The organism is Frigoribacterium sp. Leaf415 (genome assembly GCF_001424645.1).
GTDB lineage: Bacteria > Actinomycetota > Actinomycetes > Actinomycetales > Microbacteriaceae > Frigoribacterium.
Window position 1 is genome coordinate 2,430,286 of sequence record NZ_LMQR01000001.1, and the last position, 25,325, is coordinate 2,455,610.

Genomic DNA, 25,325 nt, shown 5'->3' on the forward strand with positions numbered 1-25,325 from the left:
TGACGACAGGACGCACGGGGAGCGCAAAGGTCCATACTAGGTCGCCCCGGACACGCCTGGCAAGCCCTGTCGTTGACCTTTCGCCCGAGCTTCGGTATAACCCGGGCGCATGCACAGGCATTCCACGGGATCGGGGCCCGCGCGCGCCTCCTCGTCCCCGGGATGGGAGGCTTGGGGCATGGCCGCACAGCACGACGAACCGCCCGTCGAGATCTCGATCGGGGCGGGTCTCGCCCGCGTGGACGAGGACCGGCACCGCCCCGGTTCGTACACGCTCGTCGTCGACGGCACGCCCCAGTCGCACGTCGACCTCGACGACCCGACGCACCTGGCCTTCGAGTACGTCCGGCGGATCGGGCACGCCGTCGACCTGCTGCCCGAGGGGCCGGTCACCGCGCTGCACCTCGGCGCCGGCGCCCTGACCCTGCCGCGCTACGTCGAGGCGACCCGACCGGGCTCGCGCCAGCAGGTGATCGAGCTCGAGGCCGACCTCGTGGCCCTGGTGCGCGAGACGCTGCCGCTGCCCCGCGGGGCCTCGATCCGGGTGCGCTACGGCGACGCCCGCGAGGTCATGGTGAAGCTGCCCGCCGGGCTGCGCGGCACGGTCGACCTGCTGATCGTCGACGTGTTCGGCGGCTCGCAGATCCCCGCACACGTGACCTCGCTCGAGTTCTACACAGCGGCTGCAGAGTTCCTGTCGCCGACCGGCATGCTGATCGTCAACTCGGCCGACGGCGCGGGGCTGGCCTTCGCCCGGGGCCAGGCGTCGACGCTCGCGACCGTGTTCGAGCACGTGGTCGCGGTCGCCGACCCCGCGACACTCAAGGGGCGTCGCTTCGGCAACGTCGTGCTGATCGGTTCGCCGTCGCCGCTGCCGACCGACCGCATGCCGCGGCTCTACTCGTCGGACCCGCTGCCGGCCAAGGTCGTCCACGGCCGCGAGCTGCGTGACTTCGTCGCCGGGGCGCCCGTCGTCACCGACGCGACGGCCGTGCCGTCGCCCGAGCCGTCGCGGAGCGTGTTCGGGGCACGGTGATCACGCTCCGGTCGAACCACCGGGCCGCCCCCGTGGCGCCCACGACGGCGACCGTGGCGAGGACCGTCGCGACGACGACGGGGACGACGTTCGGCAGGGTGGGCGTCACCGGCACCCTGGTGACCACGGCGAGCGCGAGCGAGAGGCCCGTCGACGTCGCCACGACGAGACCGACGGGCAGCGTGGCCGTGAGCACGACGACCAACCCCTCGGCCAGGGCGGTCCGTCGCGCGACGGACGGTCGTGCCCCGTGGGCGGACAAGTGGAGTCGGTCGGGGTCGCGGCGAGGGCCGCGGAGCAGGGTGGAGGCGGCCGCGCCCGCGAGCGCCACGGCCGACGCCGGCCCGAGGGCCAGAGCCGTCTGACCCCATTGGGACGCCGAGGCCCCGGCGGGTGCGGCTCCGAGCATCACACCCAGGTCGAGCGCTGACCCGGTCGCCATGACGAGACCGACGAAGAGGCCGACGGTCACCGTCGTGGACACGCCGGCTACGGTCCCGACAACCGCCCGGGCCCTCGTGATCCGCCAGACGACTCCTCTGCCGTCGGGAACCAGTCGTGTCCAGCGCCGAACGAACCACGGCGTGAAGCACGGGTACAGGAGGACGAGGGAGACGACCGACACGACGCCGACCGTCGAGTGCAGCGCGAGCAACCGGAGTGACGGCGTGAAGAACGCGAGCTCGGAGAACGCGGCGACGTCGGCCTGGTCGAAGAACCCCGCGCCGGACGTGACGGCCGCCGTCAATCCGTCCCAGACGAGGACGAGGGCCACGACGGGCAGGACGAACACGAGCCACAGGGCGGCGACGACGACGATCCGACCTGCGGACGGGGCGGCGGCCGCCGTGCTGTCCGCCCCGTCGCCGCGGAGGACCCGAGCCGGGAGGCGCACCGAAGCCCTCGAGGCTGCCGAGCGCGCCGACAGCAGGGACAGCGCCACGACGGACGCGGCGCTGCACGTCCACGACAGGCTGCCGCCGACCAGCAGCACGGGCGAGGGGACGACGACGTCGAGGGAGGGACGGACCAGCGCCAGGACGAGGACGTGGGCGAGTGGCGCGGCGAGCACCGCCCCGAGGACGGCACAGCCACCTGCCCGGGCGAGTGCGAGACGAACGACGTGCCTCGGACCCAGCCCTGCGGTCGACAGGAGGGCGCTCTGTACCTCGTCGCCGCGCACGGCGAGTGCGTGCACGCGGATCAGGACGACGACCGTCGCCATCGCCGTGGCGACGACGACAGGGCTCACGTCGGCGTCCACCGGATCGGGCTCGATCCACCTCGTGATCTCGGAGGACACCGCGAGTCCCAGCACGAACGTCAGGGCCGAGGCCGAGACGAAGGCGACGATCGTGGCGGCGAGGGCCGCCCGGGGGTCTGCACGGATCGACCTCCAGACCAGCCAGACCGTCATGCCGTGCCAGCCGAACGGAAGAGGGTCTCGAGCCCCTCCGGAGTCGGACCGGTCACGTCATGGCGCACCCGGCCCCGGTCGACGAAGACGACGCGATCGGCAGCGGACGCCACCCTCGGATCGTGTGTCACGACGAGGACCGCCGCGCCGGCACGGGCGCGGATGCGGATCATCTCGACCACGGCGTCGACCGATCTCGGGTCGAGCCCGTCGGTCGGTTCGTCGAGCAATGTGACGTGAGGCTGCTGGACGGCGACCCGGGCCAGTGCGACCCGGCGCTTCTCGCCACCCGACAGACCCTCGGGCAGTTCGTCGGACCTGTCGGCGAGTCCGACGCGACGAAGGGCGTCGTCGATCACGTCAGCCGGGGGCCTCTCGCCGCGGATGCGATGGAGGAGTTCGACGTTCTCCCGGACCGTCAGAGCGGGCAGGAGGTCGTCACCCTGGAGGAGGAGGAGGGCGATGTGATGAGCCCGGACCCACGCACGGCCTGCGGCGTCGAGCGCCTGGATGTCGCCACCGAGGACGTCGACGCGACCCGTCGAACAGTCCTGCAGCCCGGCCACGCACCCGAGGATCGACGACTTGCCGGACCCGGAGGGCCCCATGAGCGCCACGGTCTCACCCCTCGCCACGGTGAACGAGATCTGCTCGAGGACGGGGCGCCGCGCCCCCTTCGTGTCCACCACGTCGAGGCCGACCCCCCACAGCGACACGGCCGTCATCTGGTGCCTCCGCGGAGGAACAGGTGGTCGGGCAGGGCATCGAGGATCGTCGACCTCGTCGACCTCGCCGACTCGCCGACGACGCGGTCGGAGGCAGCTGGCGAGAGGCATCGGACGCGACTGTCGTGCATGCGACGAATGTAGCAAAATTCTTATCCACAATGTCAGATCGGCCCGAGATCGGCGTCCTCTCGGGCACCCCGCCACGATGTGGACACGACGCCACGCGAAAAGGTGGCGGTGTGTCCATTTCGTGGCGGCGTGAGGGTGCGGCGGCGTGACGGCATGAGCGCGCGACGGCACGAACGCACAGCGACCCGGGCCGGGAACCGTGGGGCCGGGCGGCGCGACTACTGGTCGGCGCGAGGGGCGGGGGCGCCGAGGGCGGCGCGGAGGCGGGCCTCGGCGTCGTCGGGGGCCTTCGCCGCCTCGACGTTGGCCTCGGTCACGGCCTTGATGACCTCTTCGCGCTGGATCTTGACCCCGCGCGGTGCGTCGATGCCGATGCGCACGCCGTCGCCACGGGAGTCGAGCACCGTGATGACGATGTCGTCGCCGATCACGATGCGTTCTCCGACCTTGCGTGTCAGCACCAGCATCGGGCCAGCTTACTGAGCGCGGGGCGCTCCGGTCGCGACGACAGGCAGGAGGCGCGGCTCGGCGGCCCCGGGACGGCGGCGGCCACGAGGCACGACCGCGGGAGGACGACCACCGCGGGAGGCGCGGCTCAGCGGCCCGCGCCTCCTTCGCGCCAGCCCACCGGCACGCCGAGCAGGTGCACCGTGCCCGGGGTCGCCGTGTCGTCCTCACCGACCACCGCGGCCGCGACCACGGGCGCGACCGCCCGGACGGCCTCGACCCAGCGGGCCGTGTCGTCGTGCTTGCGGCCGACGTCGACCGCGACCCAGACCTGGTCGGCGGCGATCGCCTCGAGGGTGGCGGGGGCGGCGGCGTCCCAGGCGAGGGCCGTCACGACGGCCGAGTTCTCGTGCACGCCGGTGGCCCGGGCCAGGATGCCGCTGCGTCGATCCGACACGTCGACCGAGCGCAGCCCGAAGGTCGACGCCATCTGGGCGGCCACGCGGAAGGCGTCGCCCGGGCGGCCGACGACCACGACGAGGTCGCCCGCCCCGCGCGACACGTCGGGGGCGGGCGGCACACCCGGGGAGGCCACGGCCCGGGCCTGCGCGGCGAGGGCGTCGGCGGCGGCCGCGAGCGAGGCGGCCGTGCGGCGGGGGGCGGCCCCGTGCGGCGCGTCGGGGTCGGCTGCGTCACCGTCGGCGAAGGCCGTGGGACCCGCACCCACGGTACCGACGCCGGCACCCACACCGGCACCGGCGGAGGGCGCGATGCCGTTGAAGGTGAGGTCGTCCATGATCGAGGCGAACGCGTCGGTGCGCGTCGACACGTCGGCCGGGGGCGCTACCGGCACCGCGCCTCCTGCGCCCGACGGCGAGGCCGAGGCCGAGGCCGCCGCGGATGCAGACACCGAGGCTCCGCCCGCACCCGCCGCGGCGGCAGCGGCGCGCGCCGCCCGACGCGGGCTCACGGGCACGGCCGAGCCGGTCAGCACGTCGTCGAAACCGTCCCGGACGGGCGTGCTCGACGCGACGGCGCCGCCGGGGGCAATCGAGGCCGACCACGCGGCCCGGGGTGCCGGAGCCCCCGCCTGCAACGCGTCCTCGGCCTCGTCCGCCGACGCCAGCAGCGCCGCGATGCCCGCGCGCTCGGCCGGCACCGGCGTCGTGATGCGCACCCGCGCGACGGGCAGGTCGACGGCCGGGTCGGGCACCTCGACCGTGACCTCGTAGTGCTTGCGGGCGAAGAAGCCGGCGACTCCCCCGACGGTGACCTTCTGGGCCGCGACGATGCGGGCCGAGGCACCGTGGGTCGCCCGCACCTCACGGCGCAGCCCGTCGAGCGTCTCACCGGTCATGACGATCGTGGTCGCCATCTCAGGCCACGATCGAGTCGGTCGCGCGGACGACGCCGACGGTCTCGATGGTCGATCCGGCGGCGGTGGCCTCCTGGTACGACAGCACCGGCAGGCCGTTCTGCTGCGCCGACACGAGTCGGTGGATGGCCGGCCGCAACGCCGGAGCGCAGACCAGCACCGCGCTGAGACCCTGGGCCTCGACCGACTGCACGGCCTCGCGCAGCGACCCGAGCACCTGCTCGACCCGGTGCCCGTCGAGCAGGATCTGCGTGCCCTGGTCGCTCGGCCGCAGCCCCTCGAGCATCGACTGCTCGAGGGTCGGGTCGATCATGATGACCCGCAGCACGCGGCCGTCGAGGTACTGCGCCGTGAGCGCGGGCCCCAAGGAGGCGCGGGCCGCCTCGACGAGTCCCTCCGGGTCGGTCGACACCTTCGCCCGCAGCGTCAGTCCCTCGCAGATCCGCGCGAGGTCGTTGATCGGGATGCGCTCCGACAGCAGGCCCTGGAGGACGCGCTGGAGTTCGGCGAGAGACAGCATGGTCGGCACGAGGTCGTCGACGGCCGGGGCGTTGACCTGCTTGACGCCCTCGGTCAGCACGCGGACGTCCTCGCGGGTGAGCAGTCGGGCGGCGTTGTCGGCGATGATCGACGACAGGTGCGTCACCAGGACCGAGACGCGGTCGATCACCGTGGCGCCGGTCATCTCGGCACTGTGGCGCATCTCGGCGGGCACCCACTTGCCGGCGAGGCCGAAGACCGGCTCGACCGTCGCCGTGCCGGGCAGGCCGTCGAGCGCGTCGCCGAGGGCGAGCACCGAGCGGGCCGGGGCCTGACCGCGGCCGGCCTCGACGCCCGCGATGCGGATCGAGTAGGTGGCCGGCGGCAGGTCGACGCTGTCCCGGGTGCGGACGGGCGGCACCACGATGCCGAGGTCGACCGCGATCTTGCGGCGCAGGGCCTTGACCCGGCCGAGCAGGTCGTCCGACGCTCCCCCGACCATGTCGACGAGATCGGGCGCGAGCAGGATCTCGAGCGCGTGCACCCGCATCTGCTCGAGCAGGTCGTCGGTCGTGTCGGTGGGGGCGACGACCGCCGCCTGCTGCTCTGCGAGGGCCGCGCGCGCCTCCTCGGCCTTGGCGGCCACGCCGAGCCGGTAGGCGACGACCAGCAGCGCCCCGCCGATCAGCAGGAAGGCGACGATCGGCATGCCGGGGATGAAGCCCATGCCGATGGCGGCGGTCCCGGCCACGGCGAGCGCGATGCGCGACTGCCCGAGCTGCGACGCGGCCTGCGCGCCCATCTCGGTGTCGGCGCCCGAGCGGGTGACGATCATGCCGGTCGAGACGGCCATCAGCAGCGCGGGGATCTGCGTGGTCAGGCCGTCGCCGATGGTGAGCAGCCCGTAGTGCGAGAGGGCGTCGCCGATGGCCATGCCGTTCTGCAGGGCGCCGATCGCGATGCCGCCGACCAGGTTGATGATGATGATGATGATGCCGGCGATCGCGTCGCCCTTGACGAACTTCGACGCACCGTCCATGGCGCCGTAGAAGTCGGCCTCGGCGCTGACGTCGGCACGACGCTGCTTGGCGACCTCGTCGGTGATGAGACCGGCGTTGAGGTCGGCGTCGATGGCCATCTGCTTGCCCGGCATGGCGTCGAGGGTGAAGCGCGCGCCCACCTCGGCGACGCGCTCGGCACCCTTGGTCACGACCACGAACTGGATCACGACGAGGATCAGGAAGATCACCGAGCCGATGATGATCGAGCCGCTCACCGCCACGTGCCCGAACGCCGCGATGACGTCGCCCGCGTAGCCGTCGCCGAGCACGAGGCGCGTCGAGGCCACGTTGAGCCCGAGGCGGAACAGCGTCGCCACGAGCAGCAGCGACGGGAACACCGAGAAGTCGAGCGGCTTCTTGACGAACAGCGTCGTCAGCAGGATCACCAGCGCCAACAGGATGTTGAGGATGATCAGCACGTCGAGCAGCGGCGCGGGCACCGGCACGACGAGCAGCAGCACGATGCCGACGATGCCGACCGGGACGGCGAGCTTGGGCAGGGTGGACTTCATCGGGTGCCTCCAGAGGTGGCGGGGCGGACGGAGCGGGAGAGCGCAGGAGGCGCGGGGCGGGTGGCCGCGGAGGCCGCGCCGGTCGCGGTGCCGGTCGCGGCGGTCGCGCCGGTCGCGGCCTCGCGGGCGATGCGGAGGCGGCGGGGCACGGCGTCGGCCTCGAGCGACTCGGGCGCGAGGACGCCGGCCACCTCGTCGGCCGTGGTGACGCGGGGCGGCGTGTGCGTGCCCTTCAGCGTGCCGCGGGCCTTGAGCGCCATGACGAAGGTGAGCACGCGGGCGACCGGCGTGTAGAGGTCGACGGGGATCTCCTCGCCCAGGCCGCAGGCGGCATGGAGGGCTCGGGTCAGGGGGACGTCGACGACGAGCGGGACGCCGTCGGCGGTGGCCTGCTCGCGGATGCGGGCGGCGACCGTGCCGGCGCCCTTCGCGACGACGCGCGGCGCCGACTTGCCGGGTTCGTACTTCACCGCGACGGCGTAGTCGGTCGGGTTGACCATGACGACGTCGGCGTCGGCGATGGCCCCGATCATGCGGTTGCGGCTCATCGCGAGCTGACGGGAACGCCGCTGCGACTTGACCAGGGGGTCGCCGTCGCTCGACTTGTTCTCGTCCTTGACCTCTTTCTTGGTCATGCGCGTCTTCTTGCGGTTGCGACGCATGACGACGAAGACGTCGGCGAAGGCGAGCAGCAGGCCGGCCGCGATCGCGGCCTTGATGAGGATGCCGGTGCCGACCTTCGCCTCCGCGAGCACGGCCGAGACGCTGAGGCCGCCGCCGCTCATGAGCACGGGCATCAGGCCCTGGATGGCGAACCAGAGCACCAGGCCGACGACGGTCGTCTTGATCAGCGCCTTCGCGCCGTTCCAGAGCGCCTGCGTGCCGAAGGTGTTCTTCAGGCCGTTGAGCAGGTTGAACTGCTCGTAGTTGCCGGTCATGCGCTTGATGTGCACGCCGCCCTGCACGATCGCGGTCGCGAGCACGGCCACGCCGACGACCGCGAGCATCGGCCCGATCGTCGCCCCCATCGATCCCGCGCCCTGCATCAGCTCGGTGACGACGGTGGACGAGTCGGGGTGCGTGATGGCCTGGCGGATCGAGAACATCTGGTCGACGCCCGCCGAGGACGCCCGCTCGATGGTCGAGGGGATCATCACGGCGGCGGCGCCGACGCCCACCCAGGCGCTGAGGTCCTGCGACCGGGACAGCTGGCCCTTCGAGTGGACCTCTTTCATCCGCTTGTCGGTCGCGGCCTCGGAGCGCTCGCCGGAGTCGTCCGCCATGTCAGCCCACCCCCAGCAGCATGTCGGCGGCGTCACCGGTCAACGAGGCCACGACGCCGGGCAGCGCGAGGAAGACGCCGCCGGCCAACATGACCGTCATGAGGATCTTGAGCGGGAAGCCCATCGCGTAGGCGTTGAGGGCCGGCGCGACGCGCGAGAGCAGTCCGAGGCCGACGTCGGCGAGGAAGAGCACGACGCAGAGCGGCCCGGCGATCTGGATGGTCGAGAGGAAGAGCTGGCTGACGCCGGTCGTCAGCAGCTCGACCGGACGGGAGAGGTCCATGCCGAGACCGAGCGGGACGGCGTCGAACGAGCGGGTGAGTCCCCCGATGATCAGCTGGTAACCCCCGGTCGCGAACATCAGCGCGAGTGCGGTCATCTGGAACAGCCGGGTGAACTGCGCGCCGTTGACCATCGACTGCGGGTCGAACGCCTGCGCGAGCGTGAAGCCGCCGAAGAGGTCGATCAGGCTGCCGGCCGCCTGCACCGCGGCGAAGGCGACGAACACCAGGAACCCCAGCACGGCGCCGACGACGAGCTCGAGCACGAGCGCCATGACGAACGGCCCCGTCTCGAGCGACACGTAGCCGGGGGTGACGCGCGGCGCGACGGCGAGCGCGAGCCCGATGCCGAGCATGGCCTTCACCCGCGCCGGGAACGCGCGGTACGAGAACGGAGGCGCGATCACGAGGAACGCGGTCATGCGCACGGCGGCGAGGAGGGTGGCCTCGAGCCAGCTCAGGTCGAACGACACGGTCGGCCCCTACCCGCCGCTGAGCAGCTGGGGGATGCGGTCGAACACCATGGTCGTGAACGACACCATCTCGCTGATCATCCAGTGGCCGGTGACGATGAGCGCGATGCCGACGGCGACGGCCTTCGGCACGAACGAGAGGGTGACCTCCTGGATCTGGGTGATCGACTGCAGCAGCGAGATCGCGAAACCGACGACGAGCGAGGTGATCAGCACGGGCGCGGCGAGCTTGCCCGTGATGATGAGGGCCTGCATGGACAGGTCGAGGACGGCGTTGGAATCCATCAGGCACCCACCTGGTAACTCTCGATGAGGCTCTTGATGATGAGGCCCCAGCCGTCGACGAGGACGAACAACAGGATCTTGAACGGCAGCGAGATCATCACCGGCGGCAGCATCATCATGCCCATCGACATCAGCGCGGCGCTGACGACGAGGTCGATGACGAGGAAGGGGATGAAGATGACGAAGCCGATGATGAACGCGGCGCGCAGCTCGCTGATCATGAACGACGGGATGAGCGTGAGCATGGGCACGTCGGCCTGGCTGGCCGGGTTCGGCTGGTTCGCCGAGCGGGTCATCAGCGCGAGGTCCTCTTCGCGGGTGTGGGCGAGCATGAACTCGCGCAGCGGCGCGATGCCGGCGTCGATCGCCCCCTGCAGGTCGAGGCGGCCGTCGAGGTAGGGCTGCACGGCGTCCGTGTTGATGTGGGTCAGGATCGGAGCCATGATGAACAGGCTCAGGAACAGGGCCAGCCCCGCGAGCACCTGGTTCGGCGGGATGGACGGCAGCGCGAGCGCGTTGCGCGTCATCGCGAGCACCACGAAGATCTTCGTGAACGACGTCATCATCAGCAGCAGCGCGGGCGCGACGCTCAGCAGCGTGATGCCGATCAGGGTGACGACGGCCTGGCTGGGCGCACCGTCGGGGCCGTTGATGTCGATGTTCAGCCCGCCCGAGCCGGTACCGTCGGACGTCGTCTGATCGGTGTCGGTGAAGTCGGTCGGGGTCGTGCCCGTGGTGCCCTCGGAGCCGGTGCCGTCCGTGGCCGGGGCGGTGGGGGCCGTCGGCGAGACGGGGGCCGCGTTCGCCTGCTGACCGATCAGCATGACGAGGGCGGACGCCACGACGAGGGCGAGCAGCGTGACGACGACCGCACGGGCGAAGCGCGTGTCGGCGAAGCGCACGGGCACGGCCACCACCGAGCGGCCCAGGGGGGCTCCGTGCAGGCCGTCACGCAGCGTCGGACGGGCGAGCCGGCGCAGGGCGGACGCGAAGGAGGGGCGGGTCGGGGACGCGGACGACCGGCGGCCGGTCATCCGGCTCGTCCGCTGCGCAGCACGGCTGCGGCCTGACGCCACGTGTCGGGGGCGAGGATCGAGCCCTCGAGCGACTTCGCGGCCCGCCCGGTGCGGCGGTCGGCCGGGTCACGAGGCGCGCGGCCGCGGAGACCGGCCGTCGCGGCACGGCGGGCGGCACCGCGGGGGCGGAGCAGCTCGGCGGGGGTGGCCGAGGCCGACGCGAGGGACGGGGTCGTGGCGAGGGCCGGGACCGCCGAGGTCTCGGCCGACAGCACGGCGGCGAACGAGGCCGAGGGCGCGGGGTCGCGACGGGCGCGATCGGGGTGACCCGCGCCTCCTGCACCGGGGTCGGCTCGTCGTCGGGCGCACCCGACGGGACGAGCGTGAGAGGGGCGGCCTCGACGGGACGGTCGGCGGCGGCCAGGACGGTCACCGACGACTCGGTCACGCCGAGCACGAGGCGCTCGCCCTCGACGTCGACCACGACGACGCTCGCCTTCGCGCCGACGCCCTGGCGGGCGACAACCGAGACCTGCGACGTGGCGCGGGTGCCCGCGCGGCCGCCCTTCACCAGGCGCTTCTGCAGCACCCAGAGCAGGGCGAGGACGACGCCCAACGAGAGGACGACCCGCAGGCCGACGACGACGGTGTCCACGATCAGGCGATGCCGTCGGCGACGTCGAGGATCTTGGTGATGCGGACGGCGTAGTCCTGGTCGACGACGACGACCTCGCCGTGCGCGATCAGGCGGCCGTTGAGCAGCACGTCGGCGGGGGCACCGGCCGAACGGTCGAGCTCGATGACCGCGCCGGGCTCGAGGCCCAGGACGTCGCGGACCGACATGCGGGTGCGGCCGATCTCGACCGTCAGCGCCATCTCGACGTTGTTGATGCGACCGAGGTTGCCGGTCGAGACCGCGCCCGGGGTCGGCACCACCGGCGACGATCCACCGATCGTGCCGGTCTCGCGCAGGCGCAGGGCGAACCAGCCGGCGGGCTGGCCCGCGGCCGTCAGCTCGAAGACGACGGTCTCGGGGTCGGCCAGCAGGGCGTCCGCCGACTCGCGGCGGCTCTCGCCGAGCACGCCCGTGCCGAGCACGCCCGTCGCGGACTCGAGCGCGGGACGCAGGACGTCCGAGACCGAGACCATCGGGTTGTCGGTGCCGGCGGCGGCGGCGAGCTGGTCCATGTCGGCCAGCACGACCGCGGTGTCGGCCGAGACCGACCCGACGAACGACGTGACCACGACGGACGAGCCCGCGACGCGGAGGCCGTGCGCGGAGGCCGGGTCGACGGCCACGGCACGCAGGGGCGTGGGCGTCGGCAGCTGGGCGACCAGCGCCTCGACCGCCGCGGTGTGCAGGGTGATGGTCGTGCCGGTCATGAGGTTCCTTCTTCGGTGCCGGTCAGGGAGGTGGAGACGACGATGCCGGCCAGACGCGAGCCGGCGGCCCCGACGGCGGCGCGGCCGACGGGCTGGCCGTCGACACTGATCTCGAGCGGGCGGTGCTGCGGGTGGGGCAGCGGCAGCAGGTCGCCGACGGCCAGCCCGAGCACGACGCTCGGCAGCACCGCGGCGGGGGCGAAGGTCAACGAGACGCCGACCGGCACCGAGGCCAGCTGGGCGCCGAGCAGCTCACGCGCGTCGGCCGCGTCGATCGTCGGGTTGGACTCGCCGAGTTGCGACAGCAGCACGTCGGCCGGGATCGCGACCGTGCCGGGTGCCACGCGCTCGCCGACGCGGATCTCGAACGAGGCCACGATCATCAGGTCGGACTTCTGCGCGGCCTGGGCGAACTGCGAGTTGTACTGGAACCCGCCGACGCTGATCGGGTCGGCCAGCATGGTGCCGAACGAGTAGCGCAGGTCGTCGAGGGCGTCGTCCATCAGGCGGCGCACGAGGGCCTGCTCGATGGGCGTGAAGGTGCGCTCGGGCAGGCTCGCCGGCTTGACGGCCCCCAGCATGTGGCTGACCCAGGTGAGCGCGGCCGACGACGGGAACTGGATGACGGCCTTCGCCGAGACGCCCTCGAGGGTGCAGAGCACCATCGCGGTGGTCGCCGGCAGCGACGAGGCGTACTCGTCGTAGGTGAGCATCTGCACCTGGTCACAGGTGACCTGCGAGAGCACCCGGACCTTGGCGGTGAGCTGAGTTCCCCACTGCCGCGCGAAGGTGTCGAAGGCCAGCTCGAGGACGCGCGAGTGCTCGCGGGCGAGGGTCGTCGGACGGCGGAAGTCGTAGACCTCGACGGTCTTCTGCGGGCGCGTCGACGAGCCGACCGTCGCGGTCGGTGCGCTGCTGCCCGTCGGGGCGTCGAGGAGTGTCACGGACGGAGCTATCGGCCCGCCCCACCTGAGCGTTAGCCCAGGACGGCGTGTACCCCCCGGACTGGGTTGCCGTCCGCGAGCTCTGGACCGGGGTCGCGCTACCGGGCCGGAGGCGCCGGGCGGGGCCCGGCGGAGGTCAGTGGCCCGAGGACTCCTCCTTCTTCTCCGTCTTCTTCTCGGTCTTCGTCTCGGTCGCGGTGCCCGCCTTCGACGTGTCACCCGACTCGGCCGTGGTCGAGGTGTCGGCCGCCTGCTGGACGGTGGGATTGCGACCGTCGGTCACCGCGCCTCCTGCGGCCGCCGCCGCCTGCTCGAGCTGCGGCAGCAGCGCGCTCACCGCGTCGGACTGGTTCGACAGGACGACGATGTCGACCCGACGGTTCGACGCGAGGTCGGCGTCCGTCGTGCCGGTGCTGAGGGGACGCGACGAGCCGAAGCCGACCGACTGGATGTGGTCGGCGCCCACGCCGCCGCGTTCGACCAGGTCGCGCAGCACCTGGGTGGCGCGGGCGGACGAGAGCTCCCAGTTGGTCGCGAAGGGCGCGGTCGAGCTTCGCTGGTCGGCGTGGCCCTCGACCGAGACGTCGTGACCCGAGGTCTTCAGCACCGGCCCGATGGCGTTCATGACGTTGACGGCCGTGCCGCTGAGGTCGGCGCTGTTCGTGCCGAAGAAGGTCTCGGAGCCGATCAGGCGGACCGTCAGCCCCCGGTCGTCGACGGCGAACTGGACGTCGGCGCTGAGCCCCGAGCCCTCGAGGTTCGCGGCGATCGCGGCCTTGATGGCGGTGAGGTCGTCGAGCTCGCCCTGGGCCGCGACCGTGGCGGCGGCGGCCTGCTCGGCGGTCTGGGCGTCACCCGAGGCGGCGGCCTTGCTCATGTCGGTCTCGTCGCCCGACGAGTAGCCCTTGCCCTCGGCCGTCACGTCGGCGGCGTTCACAACGGTGCCCGAGGCCGTGTCGACCTTGCCGACGTCGGTCTGGCCGAAGCCGGTCGCGAGCGAGTTGCGCAGGGCGATGTACTTGTCCTGGTCGACGTTCGACATCGCGAACAGCACGATGAACATGCACATCAGCACGGTGATCATGTCCATGTACGAGGCCATCCAGCGCTCGTCGGGGTGCTCGTCCTCGGCGTGCCCCTTCTTCTTGCGTCCGCCGCGTGCCCCGCTCATGCGGCCAGCCCCTGGTCGTCGCCGCCCTTCTTCGCGCCGGCCTTGGCCTTGCCGCCCTTGCCGCCCTTGCCGTCGCCACCCTCGAGCGCGTGGGTCGGCACCATGGCCTTGAGGCGTTCGCCGAGGAGGCGCGGCTGGCTTCCGGCCTGGACCGCCAGGACCCCCTCCATCAGCAGCGTCATGCGCAGCTCGTCGAGGTCGGCCAGCTTCTTGAGGCGCGCGCCGAGCGGCAGCCAGAGGAAGTTGGCGGTCAGCAGGCCCCACAGGGTCGCGACGAAGGCCGCGGCGATCATGTGGCCGAGCTCGTCGGGTTCGGCGAGGTTCTCGAGCACGTGGGTGAGGCTGACGACCGTGCCCACGATGCCGACCGTCGGGGCGTACCCGCCGAGGCTCATGAAGAACTTGCTGGCGGTGCGGTCGGCGGCGAGGCGGGACTCCATCTCGTCCTCGAGCAGGATGCGCAGCTCCTCGCCGTCGGTGCCGTCGGCGATGTTCTGCAGCGCGCCCTTCATGAAGGGGTCGTCGAGCTTCTCGGCCTCCTGCTCGAGCGAGAGCAGGCCCTCGCTGCGGGCCTTCTCGGCGAGCGAGACGACACCGTCGATGACCGACTGCGGGGGGACGACCTTGCCCGTGAAGGCGCGGGTGATCTTCTTGAAGCTGAGGATCGCGTCCTTGATCGTCGTGCCGGCGATGCCGACGCCGATCGTGGCGCCGAAGACGAGGATGATCGGGGCGGGCAGCAGCAGCCCGGCGATGCTGACGCCCTCGAGCTGGATCATGCCGAAGAGGGCGCCCAGGGCGAGGACGATGCCGATGATCGTTGCGGGATCCACGGTCAGCGTCCCTGCGTGGTGTCGGCCGAGGCGGCCGGCGCAGCCGGCGCGGTCGGCGCGGTCGGCGCGTGGACGGCGGGAGCCTGCACGGCGGGACGGAACTCGGTGACGCGACCCGCGCCTCCTGAACCGGACGAGCCGCGGACGATCCCGAGCTGAGGGCCGGTCGAGGTGCGGTTGCCGAGGGCCTGGCTGGCCGGGGCGGTGGCCGACGGCTCGTCGTAGGCGAGCGAGACGATGCGGGCCCGGTAGCGGGCGATCATCTCGATGACCTCGGCCATCGGCTCGGTCACGACGTACTTGGCGCCGTCGACCATGATCAGGACCGTGTCGGGCGTCTCGTGGATGCGCTCGATGAGGTCAGGGTTGACAGCGAATCTGCTGTCGTTGAGTCGCGTGACGACGATCATCGGCCCGTCCTAGGTCTGTGTCTCCTGCCGCCATCCGTGGGGCAGGTGTCGCTGCTCGTCCTGAGCGGCTACGGGTGACTATCGGCCGGGGGCGGCGGGGCGTTAGGTGCGGGTCGTCGGTGCCGGTTGTCGGCGTGTGCCCTCTCGCGCTTCCGGTCGCGCGACCCGTGGGGCGACCCGTTGTCCACAGGCAGGTCGTGGCGGGCCGAACAGTCGGTATGGTGTGTGACATTGCTCATATCGACGAGGGGAAAACCGCCGTGGCGCCGTACATGGACATCGATCTGGAGGCGCTGGCCGCGTTGGCCCGCGACCTCCAGACCCTGCACACCGACCTGTCCTCGGGCAGCGCCGGCGCCTCCGGTGACGGCGTCGCTTCACCCCGCCTGCAGCAGGCCGTCACCGCGTTCATCGACGACTGGGCGATCGCCCGGGGCCGCATGCTCGAGTCGATCGCGGCGGTCGGCGCCATGGCCGAGGGCGCGGCGAAGACCTTCACGCAAGCCGAGGACGAGCTGGCTGCCGCGCTGGCCCCGACCGACACGGCGGGTGTGGCATGAGCCGCCCCTGGGACTGGAGTCCGCTCGACCTGGCGTCCGACCCCGTGCCCGGTGACCCGACCGACATCCGGTCGTCGGCGGTCGCGGCTCGGGCCACGGGCACGTCGATCGAGACACAGTCGAGGCGGCTGCGTCGGTTGGCGAAGGCCGAGGGGTGGGACTCCGAGTCGGGCCGCACCTTCACGACGTCGGCAGAACCGCTCGCCGACGCGATCGACGAGGCGAAGCAGCGCTACCTCGACCTCGCCACGGCGCTCGACACCTATGCGGACGGCCTCGAAGAGCTGCAGCGCCAGGCGGACGCCGCGCGCCTCGACGCCGACGAGGCCAAGGAGGCGCGGCGTACGGCCGACAAGTTCGTCGTCCCCGGCGAGACCGACCCGTTCGAGATCGACCGGCAAGAGGCCACCCGGACGCGGGCAGTCGACCTCGCCGACACCGACCTCGCGGACGCGAAGGCGGTCATCACCCGACTGGTCGGCACCGGGGGCGATACGGACGGCGAGTACGGCGCCCTCAACGACCAGGCGATCGCGGCCATCCGCCTGGCCGGCGACGACGAGCTGCGCGACACCTGGTGGGACCATGTGAAGCAGGTGGTGCACGACGCCCGCGGGGTGCTGGGGGCGATCAAAGACCTGCTGACCGCGCTCGCGCCGCTGCTGACCATCCTCGCCATCATCTTCCCTGCCGCCGCCCTCGGCCTCCTGATCGCCGGCATCGCCATGGCCGCTCTGACCCTCGCGATCACCCTGGCGCAAGCGAGTGCCGGCGATGCATCGTTGTCCGACGTGATGGCCGACCTGGCCGGCGTGGGACTCGCCTGCATCGGCTTCGGTGGAGCTCGGGCCATGGCGGGGCTCGTCGCCGGCACGAGGACCTCGGTGATCTCGAGCCAGTCCATGCGAAACGCCCAGCGAGCTGCCGCCCAGGCTCCTACCCGCAAGGTGGACGCCGTCTACGACCGGGTCAGGAGGGAATCCGAAGCAGCGCTCACGCAGCGCGCCTCCTCGATCGGAGGCGATCTGGGCACACGGATCATCGACGGTCTCGTCGGCGGCGGCGCTCGAGAGATGCAGCTCCTGCGGCGTCTCGCCGAGAACGGAGGGGGGCCGCTGGCTCAGGCGTCGTGGCGGCCCGGCGTCATCGTGGGAGTCGGGACGGGCATCCCGTCGCTGGTGGTCGACGTCAAGTCCGGCGTGGAGACCGCGCTGGACGTCGGTGCCCTGTTGACCGACGCCTACTGGACCCAGAAGATGCAGATCCGGGTGGGAAGCCTGTGACGGTCTCGTACTCGTTGACCCTGCCCCGGGGCTGGCATCGATTCTCTCCCGAGGGCGACTTCGACGAGCAGGTCCACCGGCTGGGCCGCCAGCTCACGGCGACTGACCGGGACGCGGCAGCAGCGGTTCTGTCGAGGCGGCGATTCGGCACGGCCATGGGGCACGTTCGTGAGACGGCTCGGCAGGCCGGCGCGCTGGACCTCTTCGCCTTCGTCGGACCGAGCCGGACCGGCCTGGGGCCGATGTCCCTCGTCACGAGCGTCGTCCACCTCGGCGCATGCATCGCCGGATCTCTCGAGAGCCCCCCGGCCGTCGGAGCGGCGGGATCGATGACGATCCTCGAGACAGCCGGGGGCCCCTGCCTCAGGGTTCTCGCTCGCGCGTCGACCGACGTCGGAACGTGGTGGAGGACCCTGGCCGGGCACCTGGCCGATCTCGAACCAGGTCGCGACGACGTCTCCCTCAGCTCGGAGGACGTCCGGCGAGTCATCTCGACTGCCGACGTGGGCTACGCCATCGACATCCCCGGGCACCGGGGATCGCAGCTCATGCTGTCGTTCTCGACGATGGGTGGCCCGTTCGTCGGTGCCCAGATCGACCACGGCGATTCCATCGCGAGGACGTTGACGTGGACGTGACGGTCTCGTGGGTCGTGCCCGCAGCGCACACGAGCGCCTTCCGGGCAGGGCGCCGCGACCCGTCGCATCTGTCCGTCCACGAAGGCCGACTGCGCCTCCATCGGCGGAACGCCGCCCCAGGCGACCTCTTCCCCCTTGCCGATGTGACGTCAGGCGGTTGGGCCCACCCCTACGAGGGACCGCTCGCGTGGGGGGAGCCCCACCCCCTCGGGATCGTATGGTTCCTGACGAAGGACGACCTCTTCGTCTTCCCTCTGGCCGACTGGTGGGCGGACGGCGTCGAGTGCGCACCTCACGAGGCCGTACGGAGTTCTGGCTTCCTCGACCTTCTCGAGACTCGTGGCGTGCGCCCCCTGTTCGACGTCCAACCCGGTGGCCGTTTCGCGGAACGTGCCGGTGACGCCCGGATCATCCGTTCGGTCGACATCGATGCACATCGCCGACTCGCCACCACCCAACTCGCACTCTCCCTGGGCGCAGCGGTGAGCTACGTCGCCATCCTCGCCCTGGCCGTGACGTCGTTCCTGCTGGCGCCCGGCGAAGTCCCGCCGGCGCTCATCCCGACGGGGGCAGCAGCGGTCGTCCTCGTGACGTCCGTCGCCAACCTGTGGTCGATCTCGCCGTGGCTCAGGCCCGTCCGCATTCCGTTCGGCCCACGAAGCTATGTGGCACCGAAGTCCTCGAGAGCGCCGCTTGCGGACCCCCTCTCGTTGACACCGGGCATCCACGGGTTGACCACGTCGGACGCCTCAGGTACGTCAGCGGTCATCCGCACCGTCGACGACACCTCCCGACCGGGCACGATGCGTTTCCAGTACACCGAGAGAGATGGCGGGCGCGATCTCGTGCTGATGGATGAGCGGGGCCTGCCTCGCGCTTGCCTGCCCCTGGCCGACTGGGCGCCGACCGCTCGGGACGAACTGCGGCTGGAGGAGTGGCTGCACGATCAGGGCATCGGCGTCAGCGCGAACCGTCTGGGCGACGCGCCGTTGCCTCCACCCATCGGCGTGGAGCTCGCCCGAGCTCGTGCACGGCAGGCGCTCCTCGGCGGCGGCCCGTGGAGAACACCCTCGCCTTTGTCGGCCCTGCGCTCCTGCATCGCGTCCGGCGTGCTGCTGGTGCCCTTCATCATCACCCTCTCCGATGGCGGAAAGACCGCGGCCGCGATCCAGCTGTCGTCGATCGTCCTCTGGGCTCTCACCACCGGGCTGGTGATCGGATTGCCGACCTGGTGGGTGCTCCGCCTGTGGATGCGCCTTCCCCGAGGACTCCGCAAGGGTGAGCGATGAGGGTCACCCTGAGACACCGCACGGCATGGCGGACGCTGATCGGCTTCGAGGCCCATGACGGCCCCCTCCCGGGTGCCCTGCAGGACATCCACGACCTGATGGAAGCCCAGGAAGTCACCGCGGGCATGGCGCTGATGTCCGACGACGACCCGGCCCTCGTCGTGGGCTGGGCCTCGGTGTTCGTGCTCGCGCCCGAAGCCGTCACGGCCGTCGATCTGAGGAGTTCGTTCGACTCCCACCCGGCCGCAGTGTCGTCGACGACGGCACGGACCCAGCACACACCGCTCGGGCCGGCCCGGAGGCAGAGCCACGAACGAGCCGTCGACATGCCCTCGGACACGACGCGAGTCCCCCGAACCGTCGTGATGACACACGTCCTCTGGACCTGGTCGGTCACACGCCCCGAAGACGGCGACACCACGCCCCCCTGGACCGTCGCACTGTCGAGCGAGTCCCCGTCGCCTCATCCGGCCGACGCGGTCGTTCCGTTGGTCGACGAGCTGGCCCTCGGCCTGACGCTCGACGACACCGGCCCGGAACCGACGCCACCCACCCTGCAGAAAGAAGGACCATGACCGCCACACCCCTCATCACCGGAGCCACCTACCGACCGACCTGGTCGCACTTCTGGGCGAAGGCCAAAGGCCGGCTCGTCCTGATACCCCTCGCCTTCCTGATCGGCTGGAATCGAATGGGCATGACCGTCGTCCCGTACCTCCTCGTCCTGCTGGTCGTTCTGGCGGCCGGTCTGTGGATCTACCTCCGGACGACGAGCATCACCGTGTCCGACACCGCGGTGACCAGACGTGGGTGGGGGCGCACCACGATCGTCGAGTTCGACGGCTCACAGCGCGGCATCCTCTGCACTCTCAACATGGGGGTGCAGAACCTCGCATACCTCGCTGTCCGGAACGGAACAGGCCGCCGACTCGTCCTCACCGAGGCCAACTGGCCCGGAGAACAGCTGCTCGAGATCGCCCAGCACGCAGGACTCACGATCATGCCGGCCGATCAGGTCTTCTCGGGCAAGAACGCCGCCGCCATCGTGCCCGGCGTCGTCCCACTGACGACCCGACGTCCGGTGCTCTGCGCCCTCGTGGCGCTCGCCGGCCTGATCGCCGTCATCGTGCCGTTCGCCATGGTGATGGCCGGTGCAGTCTGATCGCTGAGGGGAGGACACCGTCGAGTGGACGAGACACCGCGACATGCGGCGGCGTCTCATCCACTCGACGGTGCGGCAGGCTGAGTAGCAGGGCGCGGCGCGTCACGTGCGCGAAACAGGGGGCTGGCAGGATGTGCCGGTGACCCACGAACCCCTCGACGAGTCGCGCCCCGGCACCACCCCCGCCGCCCGCGCCGACGACGTCACCCGCACCTCCTCCGCCACCCCGACCGCGAGCACGTCCCGCACCGCGAGCGCGGAGCGGAACGCCGTCGACAGCGACGACGGGCCCGCCCCCGAGTCCTCGCCGGCCGGCCTGCCCGACGCCGCGACCCCCGACGCGGCCGCACCGGCCCGTCACGGCATCGACGACCCGGCCCTGACCGGCTCGATCGAGACCGTCGACGTGAACAAACACACCCTCGCCGAGAACGTGATGGGCGTCGTGACCGGCGTCTTCCTGGCGTCGTTCGGGCTGTTCCTGCTGAAGACCAGCGGGGCCGTCTCAGGCGGCACGGCGGGCCTCGCCCTGCTGACCAGCTACGCCACGGGCTGGACCTTCGGCGTGCTGTTCGTCCTGGTCAACGTGCCGTTCTTCGCACTCGCGGTGTGGAAGAAGGGCTGGCCGTTCACCCTGCGCACGGTGTTGACCGTCGTCATGCTGTCCGCGTTCTCGTACCTGCACCCCCTGATGTTCGACATCGACGGCATCAACCCGATCTACGGCACCCTCGCCGGCAACCTGCTCGTCGGCGTCGGCCTGCTGATCCTCTTCCGCCACGGGGCGAGCCTCGGCGGGATCAACATCCTCGCCCTCGTGCTGCAGGAACGCGCCGGCCTGCGCGCCGGCTACGTCCAGATGGGCTTCGACGTGGTCATCGTGCTGACCTCGCTGACCGTCGTCTCGCCGTGGATCGTGCTGCTCTCGGCACTCGGCGCCGTCGTGCTGAACCTGGTGCTCGCGATGAACCACAAGGCCGGCCGTTATGTCGGCCACACGTGATCACAACTTTCTGCCAGACTTTCGTGCACGACCGGTCTGTTTGAGGCATTCTCGTCTCGAAGCGGTCAATCTCGTCTTGCACGTCCCCGGACGTCACACCACCTAGGAGTCTCATGTCCAACAACACCGCCATGCCCCAGTCCGCCGGCACCGCCGCCGGCTACAACGTCCTCGCGATCGTCGGGTTCATCCTCGCCTTCGTCTTCAACATCGCCGGCCTGGTCGTCAGCCTGATCGCCCTGTCCAAGATCAAGAAGACCGGCGAGCGCGGACGCGGCCTCGCCCTCGCCGGCGTCATCATCAGCATCGCGTCGATCATCTTCGGCATCATCTACATCGCGGTGATCCTGCCCGCCATCATGAACTCGATGCCGACGACCTACTAGGTCGATCGACCCCGGCACACCAGCCGGGGAGCACAGGAGGCGCGGTGTCTGCAGAGCAGGCACCGCGCCTCCTTCGCGTCCCGGGTGGGCGCCCCGCCTGAGACGGGTTCCGCCCTGCGAGGGATCGCGGACGTCGGTGGGCGCCGTTAGCGTGTGGGCATGCGACGGTGTCTCGGCGAGGTGGACGGCACACGCGCTGTGCCTTCCTCTCCGGGGCTACCCCGGGGCACGCAGATCGACCACGGCACCGCACCGCAGGCCGGTGACCGCGCTTCGCGCGGCTCGCGGCCCGCACCGACGCACGAGTCGCCGAGGCACCGCCGCAGCCACCCGAACGCACCCGCCGCGTCAGCGGCACGAGCGGCTTGCGCCCGCACGATCGCGAGCAGCACGGCAAAGGGCATGACGGGCACCGGGTGAGCGTCCGCTCCCCCGCGTCGGCCGCTGGCGCACACGAGCCCGACCCGGGGCCCGATGCCGTCGCGACCGTGCTCGCCGACGCCTTCCTCGGCGCGGAGTGGTCGGTCCGCGGGCTGGCCGCCGCGGCCGGCGAGGCGATCGACGGGTCCGCCCGCTTCTGGCGTCCACTCGCCCGAGACCTCGTCCACGCCCTGCCCCGAGCGCCGCTCGACGATCCCCGCACGCTCGCCGCCCTCATCCGCCGCGACCCGGCCTTCACCGAGGCGGTGGCCGAGGCCCGGAGGCGCGGCCGTCCGCTGCGCAACGTCCACCACGTGCCCGTGACGCAGGAGGCGCGCTCGGCCGACCCGCGCCTCCTGCGTCTGGGCACCGTGGCCGACGTCGCCCGCCTGCTGCACCTGACCGTGGGCGAGCTCGACTGGTTCGCCGACCCCGGCCGGTGGCACCGCCGCGTCGACGGCGGGCCCCTGCAGCACCACCGGTACGAGTGGCGGTCGCGGCCCGGACGCACGCCACGACTGCTCGAGGTCCCCGGCTTCCGGCTGCGCGACCTGCAACGCGTCGTGCTCGACGAGGTGCTGGCGGCCGTTCCGCTGCACGATGCGGCGCACGGGTTCGTCCCCGGGCGCAGCGCGGTCACCGGTGCTCGTCGACACGTCGGCCGCGAGGTCGTGATCGCCCTCGACCTGACCTCGTTCTTCGCCCGGGTCACCGCCGGGCAGGTGTTCGGCTCCCTGCGCCGCGAGGGCCTGCCCGACGCCGTCGCCCACGTGCTCACGGGGTTGTGCACGACCTCCGTGCCGCCGGGCGTGCTCTCGCGCATGCCCCCGGGAGGCAGCCCCGAACAGCGGTTCGCCCTGCGTCACGCACTCGCCGTCGCGCATCTCGCCCAGGGCGCGCCGACCTCGCCCTCCCTCGCGAACGTCGCCGTCCGCCGACTCGACTCGCGGCTCGACGGATACGCCCGAGCCGCCGGCGCGACCTACACGCGGTACGCCGACGACCTCGCGTTCAGCGGCGACGGGACGCTCGCGGCGCGGGCCGACGCGTTCGTGCGGGGCGTGGGACGCATCGTCGGCGACGAGGGACACCTGCTCAACCAGGCCAAGACCCGGGTGCGCGGGGCGGCCACGCGACAGGTCGTCACCGGCGTGGTGGTCAACCAGGGCACGAACACGGTGCGCTCCGAGTACGACCAGCTGCGGGCCGTGCTGCACAACGCCGCCACCACCGGGCTCGAGGCGCAGAACCGCGCCGGGCACCCGGACTTCGCCGCCCAGCTGTGGGGGCGCATCGGCTGGGTCGAGCAGCTCCACCCCGGGCGCGGGGCCCGGCTGCGCGCCGCGTTCGCGCGCGTCCCCAGGTGACCCGCACCGCGCCTCCTGCGCGGCACCGCGCCTCCTGAGGGCGGACCGCCCGACGACAGGGCCGCCCGACGACAGGGCGACCCGACGACAGAACGGGCGGGTTCGTCGAGAGCGGGCGTCCGAAGACGCCCGCTCTCGACGAACCCGCCCGTCCGAGCCGGCCTGCCAGCGGCTGCGGCTAGCGCTTGAGGTTGGTGAGCTCCTGCAGCACCTCGTCGGAGGTGGTGATGATGCGGGCGTTGGCCTGGAAGCCGCGCTGGGCGACGATCAGGTTGGTGAACTCCTGCGAGAGGTCGACGTTCGACATCTCGAGCGAGCCGCTGGCCAGCGAGCCGACGCCGGGCGAACCGGGGGCGCCGACCGTCGCGGCACCCGAGTTGGCGGTCGCGCGGTAGCCCGAGTTGCCCTCCTTCTCGAGGCCGCCGGGGTTCGTGAAGGTCGCGAGCACGACGCGACCGAGGCCGACCGTCGAACCGTTGCTGAACTGGCCCATCAGCGTGCCGTCCTTCGACAGCGAGAAGCCCTGCAGCGTGCCGGCCGCGCGACCGTTCTGCTCGGTGATCGACGTGGTGTTGAGCGCCGCGAAGCCGGTGATGCCCGACAGGTCGACGGTGACGCCGTTGAGGTTGAGCGATGCCGCACCGGTCTGCTTGCCGTCGGCGAAGGCCAGCGAGGCGGTGGCGCCCCCGTTGCCGTCGGTCGCCGAGGCGTCCCAGCCGGTCGCGGTGCGCGAGAAGGTCAGCGTCAGGGTGCGCTCGAGGCCGTTGGCGTCGAACACCTTGGTGTCACGGACGATCTTGTCGCCGACCGCGGACTCGCTCGGCAGGTTGCCGCCGACCGTGGCGCTCGAGGTCGCCGTCGCCGGTGCCGCGGCGTTCAGGGGCAGCGTGATGTCGCCGAGCGCGCCTCCGTCGTTGATGACGCCGTTCGTGGCCGAGTAGCCCTGCACGATCTTGCCGTCGGACGACACGAGGCGGCCGTCGGCGTCGAAGTCGAAGGCGCCCGAGCGGGTGTAGACGGTGTCGTTGCCGAGGCGGGTGACGAAGAAGCCGTCGCCCGAGATCATCAGGTCGGTGGCCTTGCCGGTGGCCTGCGCCGACCCCTGCGCGAAGTTCGTCGAGATGCCGGCGACCTGCACGCCGAGGCCGATCTGGGCGGGGTTCGTGCCGCCGATGCCGGTCTGCGGGCCGCCGGCGCCCTGCGTGATCTGCGACAGCGTGTCCTGGAACTGGGTGGTCGACGACTTGAAGCCGGCGGTGTTGACGTTGGCGATGTTGTTGCCGGTGACGTCGAGCATCGTCTGGTGCGAGCGGAGGCCCGAGATGCCGGAGTAGAGGGAGCGGAGCATGGGTGCTGCCTTTCAGCTGGGGAGAGATCTGGAGGCGCGTCCTGCGCGGGTGGTGCCGGTCGCGTCCTGCTCCCGGTGCGGTTCGAGGGGTGGTGCGGGTCGTACGGGTGGTGCGGATCGTGCGGGTCGTTCTGGTCGTGCGGGTGGTGTCACGCCTTCGTGGTGGCGATGCCCGAGATGAGATCCAACGCGACCTCCTTCCCGCCGACCGAGACCTTGGGGACGGCCTCGGCGAACGACACGCTCGTGGCGGTGCCCTTCACCTCGACGCCGTCGGGGCCCGTGTAGCTGACCTCGCGGCCGACGAGGTTCGACGCGGCGATGCGCATCTGCAGCGAGAAGTTCTCGTTGGCCGTCGTCGTCTGGGCCGTGACCTGCTCCATCATCGCCAGCTGGGTGGTCTGCGACATCATGGCGTTGGTGTCCATCGGGGTCGACGGGTCCTGGTTCTTCAGCTGCGTGACGAGCAGCTTCATGAACATCTCGCTGTCCATCGTGTTCGTCGTCGCACGGCTCGAGCCGCTCTTCGCGGCGTTGGCGGCGGCGATCTGGGTCGCGACGTCGACGGTTCCCGATATCTGGTCGATCGAGGGCATGGGGTCTCC

At 71.7% G+C, this 25,325-nt stretch carries 27 protein-coding genes and 1 pseudogene; 10 read left to right on the plus strand and 18 right to left on the minus strand.

Translation table 11 applies throughout. From position 1 onward, the window contains the following. The first annotated feature begins 178 nt into the window (after positions 1–178). Positions 179–1,036 (plus strand): spermidine synthase, encoded by an 858-nt coding sequence (locus ASG28_RS11200; RefSeq protein WP_055975079.1) that lies wholly within the window; start codon positions 179–181, stop codon positions 1,034–1,036. On the opposite strand, the gene ASG28_RS11205 is transcribed toward ASG28_RS11200, so the two are convergent. The 16 genes and pseudogenes from ASG28_RS11205 to ASG28_RS17060 all read right to left on the minus strand — a co-directional run bounded on the left by ASG28_RS11205 (position 975) and on the right by ASG28_RS17060 (position 15,264). Then, entirely contained in the window at positions 975–2,453 is a 1,479-nt protein-coding gene (locus ASG28_RS11205; RefSeq protein WP_055975082.1) for a hypothetical protein, read from the minus strand. The two genes, ASG28_RS11200 and ASG28_RS11205, sit on opposite strands and share 62 nt — an antisense overlap. After that, the gene (locus ASG28_RS11210; RefSeq protein ID WP_055975085.1) at positions 2,450–3,178 is read right to left on the minus strand and encodes an ABC transporter ATP-binding protein; all 729 of its coding nucleotides are present in this window, start codon (positions 3,176–3,178) and stop codon (positions 2,450–2,452) included. Before ASG28_RS11210 ends, ASG28_RS11205 begins: the two co-directional genes overlap by 4 nt. Positions 3,179–3,528: 350 nt before the next feature. Next, entirely contained in the window at positions 3,529–3,777 is a 249-nt protein-coding gene (gene csrA, locus ASG28_RS11215) for a carbon storage regulator CsrA (protein ID WP_043596512.1), read from the minus strand. A gap of 128 nt (positions 3,778–3,905) precedes the next feature. Beyond that, positions 3,906–5,132 carry a hypothetical protein gene (locus ASG28_RS11220; protein ID WP_055975088.1) on the minus strand — a complete coding sequence of 409 codons (1,227 nt, stop codon included), beginning with the start codon at positions 5,130–5,132 and terminating at the stop codon, positions 3,906–3,908. 1 nt (position 5,133) lies between these two features. Then, positions 5,134–7,185 (minus strand): flagellar biosynthesis protein FlhA, encoded by a 2,052-nt coding sequence (locus ASG28_RS11225; protein WP_055975091.1) that lies wholly within the window; start codon positions 7,183–7,185, stop codon positions 5,134–5,136. Next, on the minus strand, positions 7,182–8,468 hold the full coding sequence (locus ASG28_RS11230; protein ID WP_082454587.1) for an EscU/YscU/HrcU family type III secretion system export apparatus switch protein: 1,287 nt from the start codon (positions 8,466–8,468) through the stop codon (positions 7,182–7,184). The genes ASG28_RS11225 and ASG28_RS11230 overlap by 4 nt, the downstream gene beginning before the upstream one ends. A gap of 1 nt (position 8,469) precedes the next feature. Further along, positions 8,470–9,222: a flagellar biosynthetic protein FliR gene (locus ASG28_RS11235; RefSeq protein WP_255349758.1), complete on the minus strand. Its 753-nt coding sequence runs from the start codon at positions 9,220–9,222 to the stop codon at positions 8,470–8,472. Between the two features lie 9 nt (positions 9,223–9,231). Further along, complete coding sequence (gene fliQ / locus ASG28_RS11240; RefSeq protein WP_043596053.1) at positions 9,232–9,507, minus strand: flagellar biosynthesis protein FliQ; 276 nt, start codon at positions 9,505–9,507, stop codon at positions 9,232–9,234. Then, positions 9,507–10,541 carry a flagellar type III secretion system pore protein FliP gene (gene fliP / locus ASG28_RS11245; protein WP_369814164.1) on the minus strand — a complete coding sequence of 345 codons (1,035 nt, stop codon included), beginning with the start codon at positions 10,539–10,541 and terminating at the stop codon, positions 9,507–9,509. The genes fliQ and fliP overlap by 1 nt, the downstream gene beginning before the upstream one ends. Then, complete coding sequence (locus tag ASG28_RS16935) at positions 10,538–10,798, minus strand: hypothetical protein (RefSeq protein WP_157510470.1); 261 nt, start codon at positions 10,796–10,798, stop codon at positions 10,538–10,540. The genes fliP and ASG28_RS16935 overlap by 4 nt, the downstream gene beginning before the upstream one ends. A gap of 149 nt (positions 10,799–10,947) precedes the next feature. Continuing rightward, positions 10,948–11,178: pseudogene (locus ASG28_RS17105) on the minus strand (FliO/MopB family protein); the annotation flags it as partial. 2 nt (positions 11,179–11,180) lie between these two features. Further along, positions 11,181–11,906, minus strand: coding sequence for a flagellar motor switch protein FliN (fliN, locus tag ASG28_RS11255; RefSeq protein WP_055975095.1), 726 nt, complete (start codon positions 11,904–11,906; stop codon positions 11,181–11,183). Beyond that, positions 11,903–12,850, minus strand: a complete 948-nt coding sequence (locus tag ASG28_RS11260; RefSeq protein ID WP_055975098.1) for a flagellar motor switch protein FliM — start codon at positions 12,848–12,850, stop codon at positions 11,903–11,905. Before ASG28_RS11260 ends, fliN begins: the two co-directional genes overlap by 4 nt. Before the next feature lie 136 nt (positions 12,851–12,986). Then, complete coding sequence (locus ASG28_RS11265; protein ID WP_157485703.1) at positions 12,987–14,021, minus strand: OmpA/MotB family protein; 1,035 nt, start codon at positions 14,019–14,021, stop codon at positions 12,987–12,989. Then, positions 14,018–14,854: a motility protein A gene (locus ASG28_RS11270; protein ID WP_055975102.1), complete on the minus strand. Its 837-nt coding sequence runs from the start codon at positions 14,852–14,854 to the stop codon at positions 14,018–14,020. The genes ASG28_RS11265 and ASG28_RS11270 overlap by 4 nt, the downstream gene beginning before the upstream one ends. Before the next feature lie 2 nt (positions 14,855–14,856). Next, the gene (locus ASG28_RS17060) at positions 14,857–15,264 is read right to left on the minus strand and encodes a flagellar FlbD family protein (RefSeq protein WP_082454589.1); all 408 of its coding nucleotides are present in this window, start codon (positions 15,262–15,264) and stop codon (positions 14,857–14,859) included. Positions 15,265–15,536: 272 nt separating this feature from the next. Here ASG28_RS17060 and ASG28_RS11280 point away from each other — a divergent pair, with 272 nt between their 5' ends. The 9 genes from ASG28_RS11280 (at position 15,537) to ASG28_RS11320 (ending at position 23,372) form a co-directional block, all read left to right on the plus strand. Further along, on the plus strand, positions 15,537–15,824 hold the full coding sequence (locus ASG28_RS11280) for a hypothetical protein (RefSeq protein WP_055975105.1): 288 nt from the start codon (positions 15,537–15,539) through the stop codon (positions 15,822–15,824). Beyond that, positions 15,821–17,107 carry a hypothetical protein gene (locus tag ASG28_RS11285; protein WP_055975108.1) on the plus strand — a complete coding sequence of 429 codons (1,287 nt, stop codon included), beginning with the start codon at positions 15,821–15,823 and terminating at the stop codon, positions 17,105–17,107. Before ASG28_RS11280 ends, ASG28_RS11285 begins: the two co-directional genes overlap by 4 nt. Beyond that, positions 17,104–17,745, plus strand: a complete 642-nt coding sequence (locus ASG28_RS11290) for a hypothetical protein (RefSeq protein ID WP_055975110.1) — start codon at positions 17,104–17,106, stop codon at positions 17,743–17,745. Before ASG28_RS11285 ends, ASG28_RS11290 begins: the two co-directional genes overlap by 4 nt. Beyond that, a complete protein-coding gene (locus ASG28_RS11295) occupies positions 17,736–19,034 on the plus strand; it encodes a hypothetical protein (RefSeq protein WP_055975113.1) in 1,299 nt (432 codons plus the stop codon). The genes ASG28_RS11290 and ASG28_RS11295 overlap by 10 nt, the downstream gene beginning before the upstream one ends. Continuing rightward, a complete protein-coding gene (locus tag ASG28_RS11300) occupies positions 19,031–19,609 on the plus strand; it encodes a hypothetical protein (RefSeq protein WP_055975116.1) in 579 nt (192 codons plus the stop codon). The genes ASG28_RS11295 and ASG28_RS11300 overlap by 4 nt, the downstream gene beginning before the upstream one ends. Next, the gene (locus tag ASG28_RS11305; RefSeq protein ID WP_055975120.1) at positions 19,606–20,196 is read left to right on the plus strand and encodes a hypothetical protein; all 591 of its coding nucleotides are present in this window, start codon (positions 19,606–19,608) and stop codon (positions 20,194–20,196) included. Before ASG28_RS11300 ends, ASG28_RS11305 begins: the two co-directional genes overlap by 4 nt. A gap of 364 nt (positions 20,197–20,560) precedes the next feature. Next, the gene (locus ASG28_RS11310; protein ID WP_235477912.1) at positions 20,561–21,199 is read left to right on the plus strand and encodes a YitT family protein; all 639 of its coding nucleotides are present in this window, start codon (positions 20,561–20,563) and stop codon (positions 21,197–21,199) included. Between the two features lie 113 nt (positions 21,200–21,312). Next, positions 21,313–21,585 (plus strand): DUF4190 domain-containing protein, encoded by a 273-nt coding sequence (locus ASG28_RS11315; protein WP_055975123.1) that lies wholly within the window; start codon positions 21,313–21,315, stop codon positions 21,583–21,585. Positions 21,586–22,001: 416 nt separating this feature from the next. Next, the gene (locus tag ASG28_RS11320; RefSeq protein WP_055975126.1) at positions 22,002–23,372 is read left to right on the plus strand and encodes a reverse transcriptase family protein; all 1,371 of its coding nucleotides are present in this window, start codon (positions 22,002–22,004) and stop codon (positions 23,370–23,372) included. 178 nt (positions 23,373–23,550) lie between these two features. Here ASG28_RS11320 and ASG28_RS11325 read toward each other — a convergent pair whose 3' ends face one another. Next, positions 23,551–24,720, minus strand: a complete 1,170-nt coding sequence (locus tag ASG28_RS11325; protein WP_055975129.1) for a flagellar hook protein FlgE — start codon at positions 24,718–24,720, stop codon at positions 23,551–23,553. A gap of 149 nt (positions 24,721–24,869) precedes the next feature. Next, on the minus strand, positions 24,870–25,316 hold the full coding sequence (locus ASG28_RS11330) for a flagellar hook assembly protein FlgD (protein WP_055975132.1): 447 nt from the start codon (positions 25,314–25,316) through the stop codon (positions 24,870–24,872). Positions 25,317–25,325 lie beyond the last annotated feature (9 nt).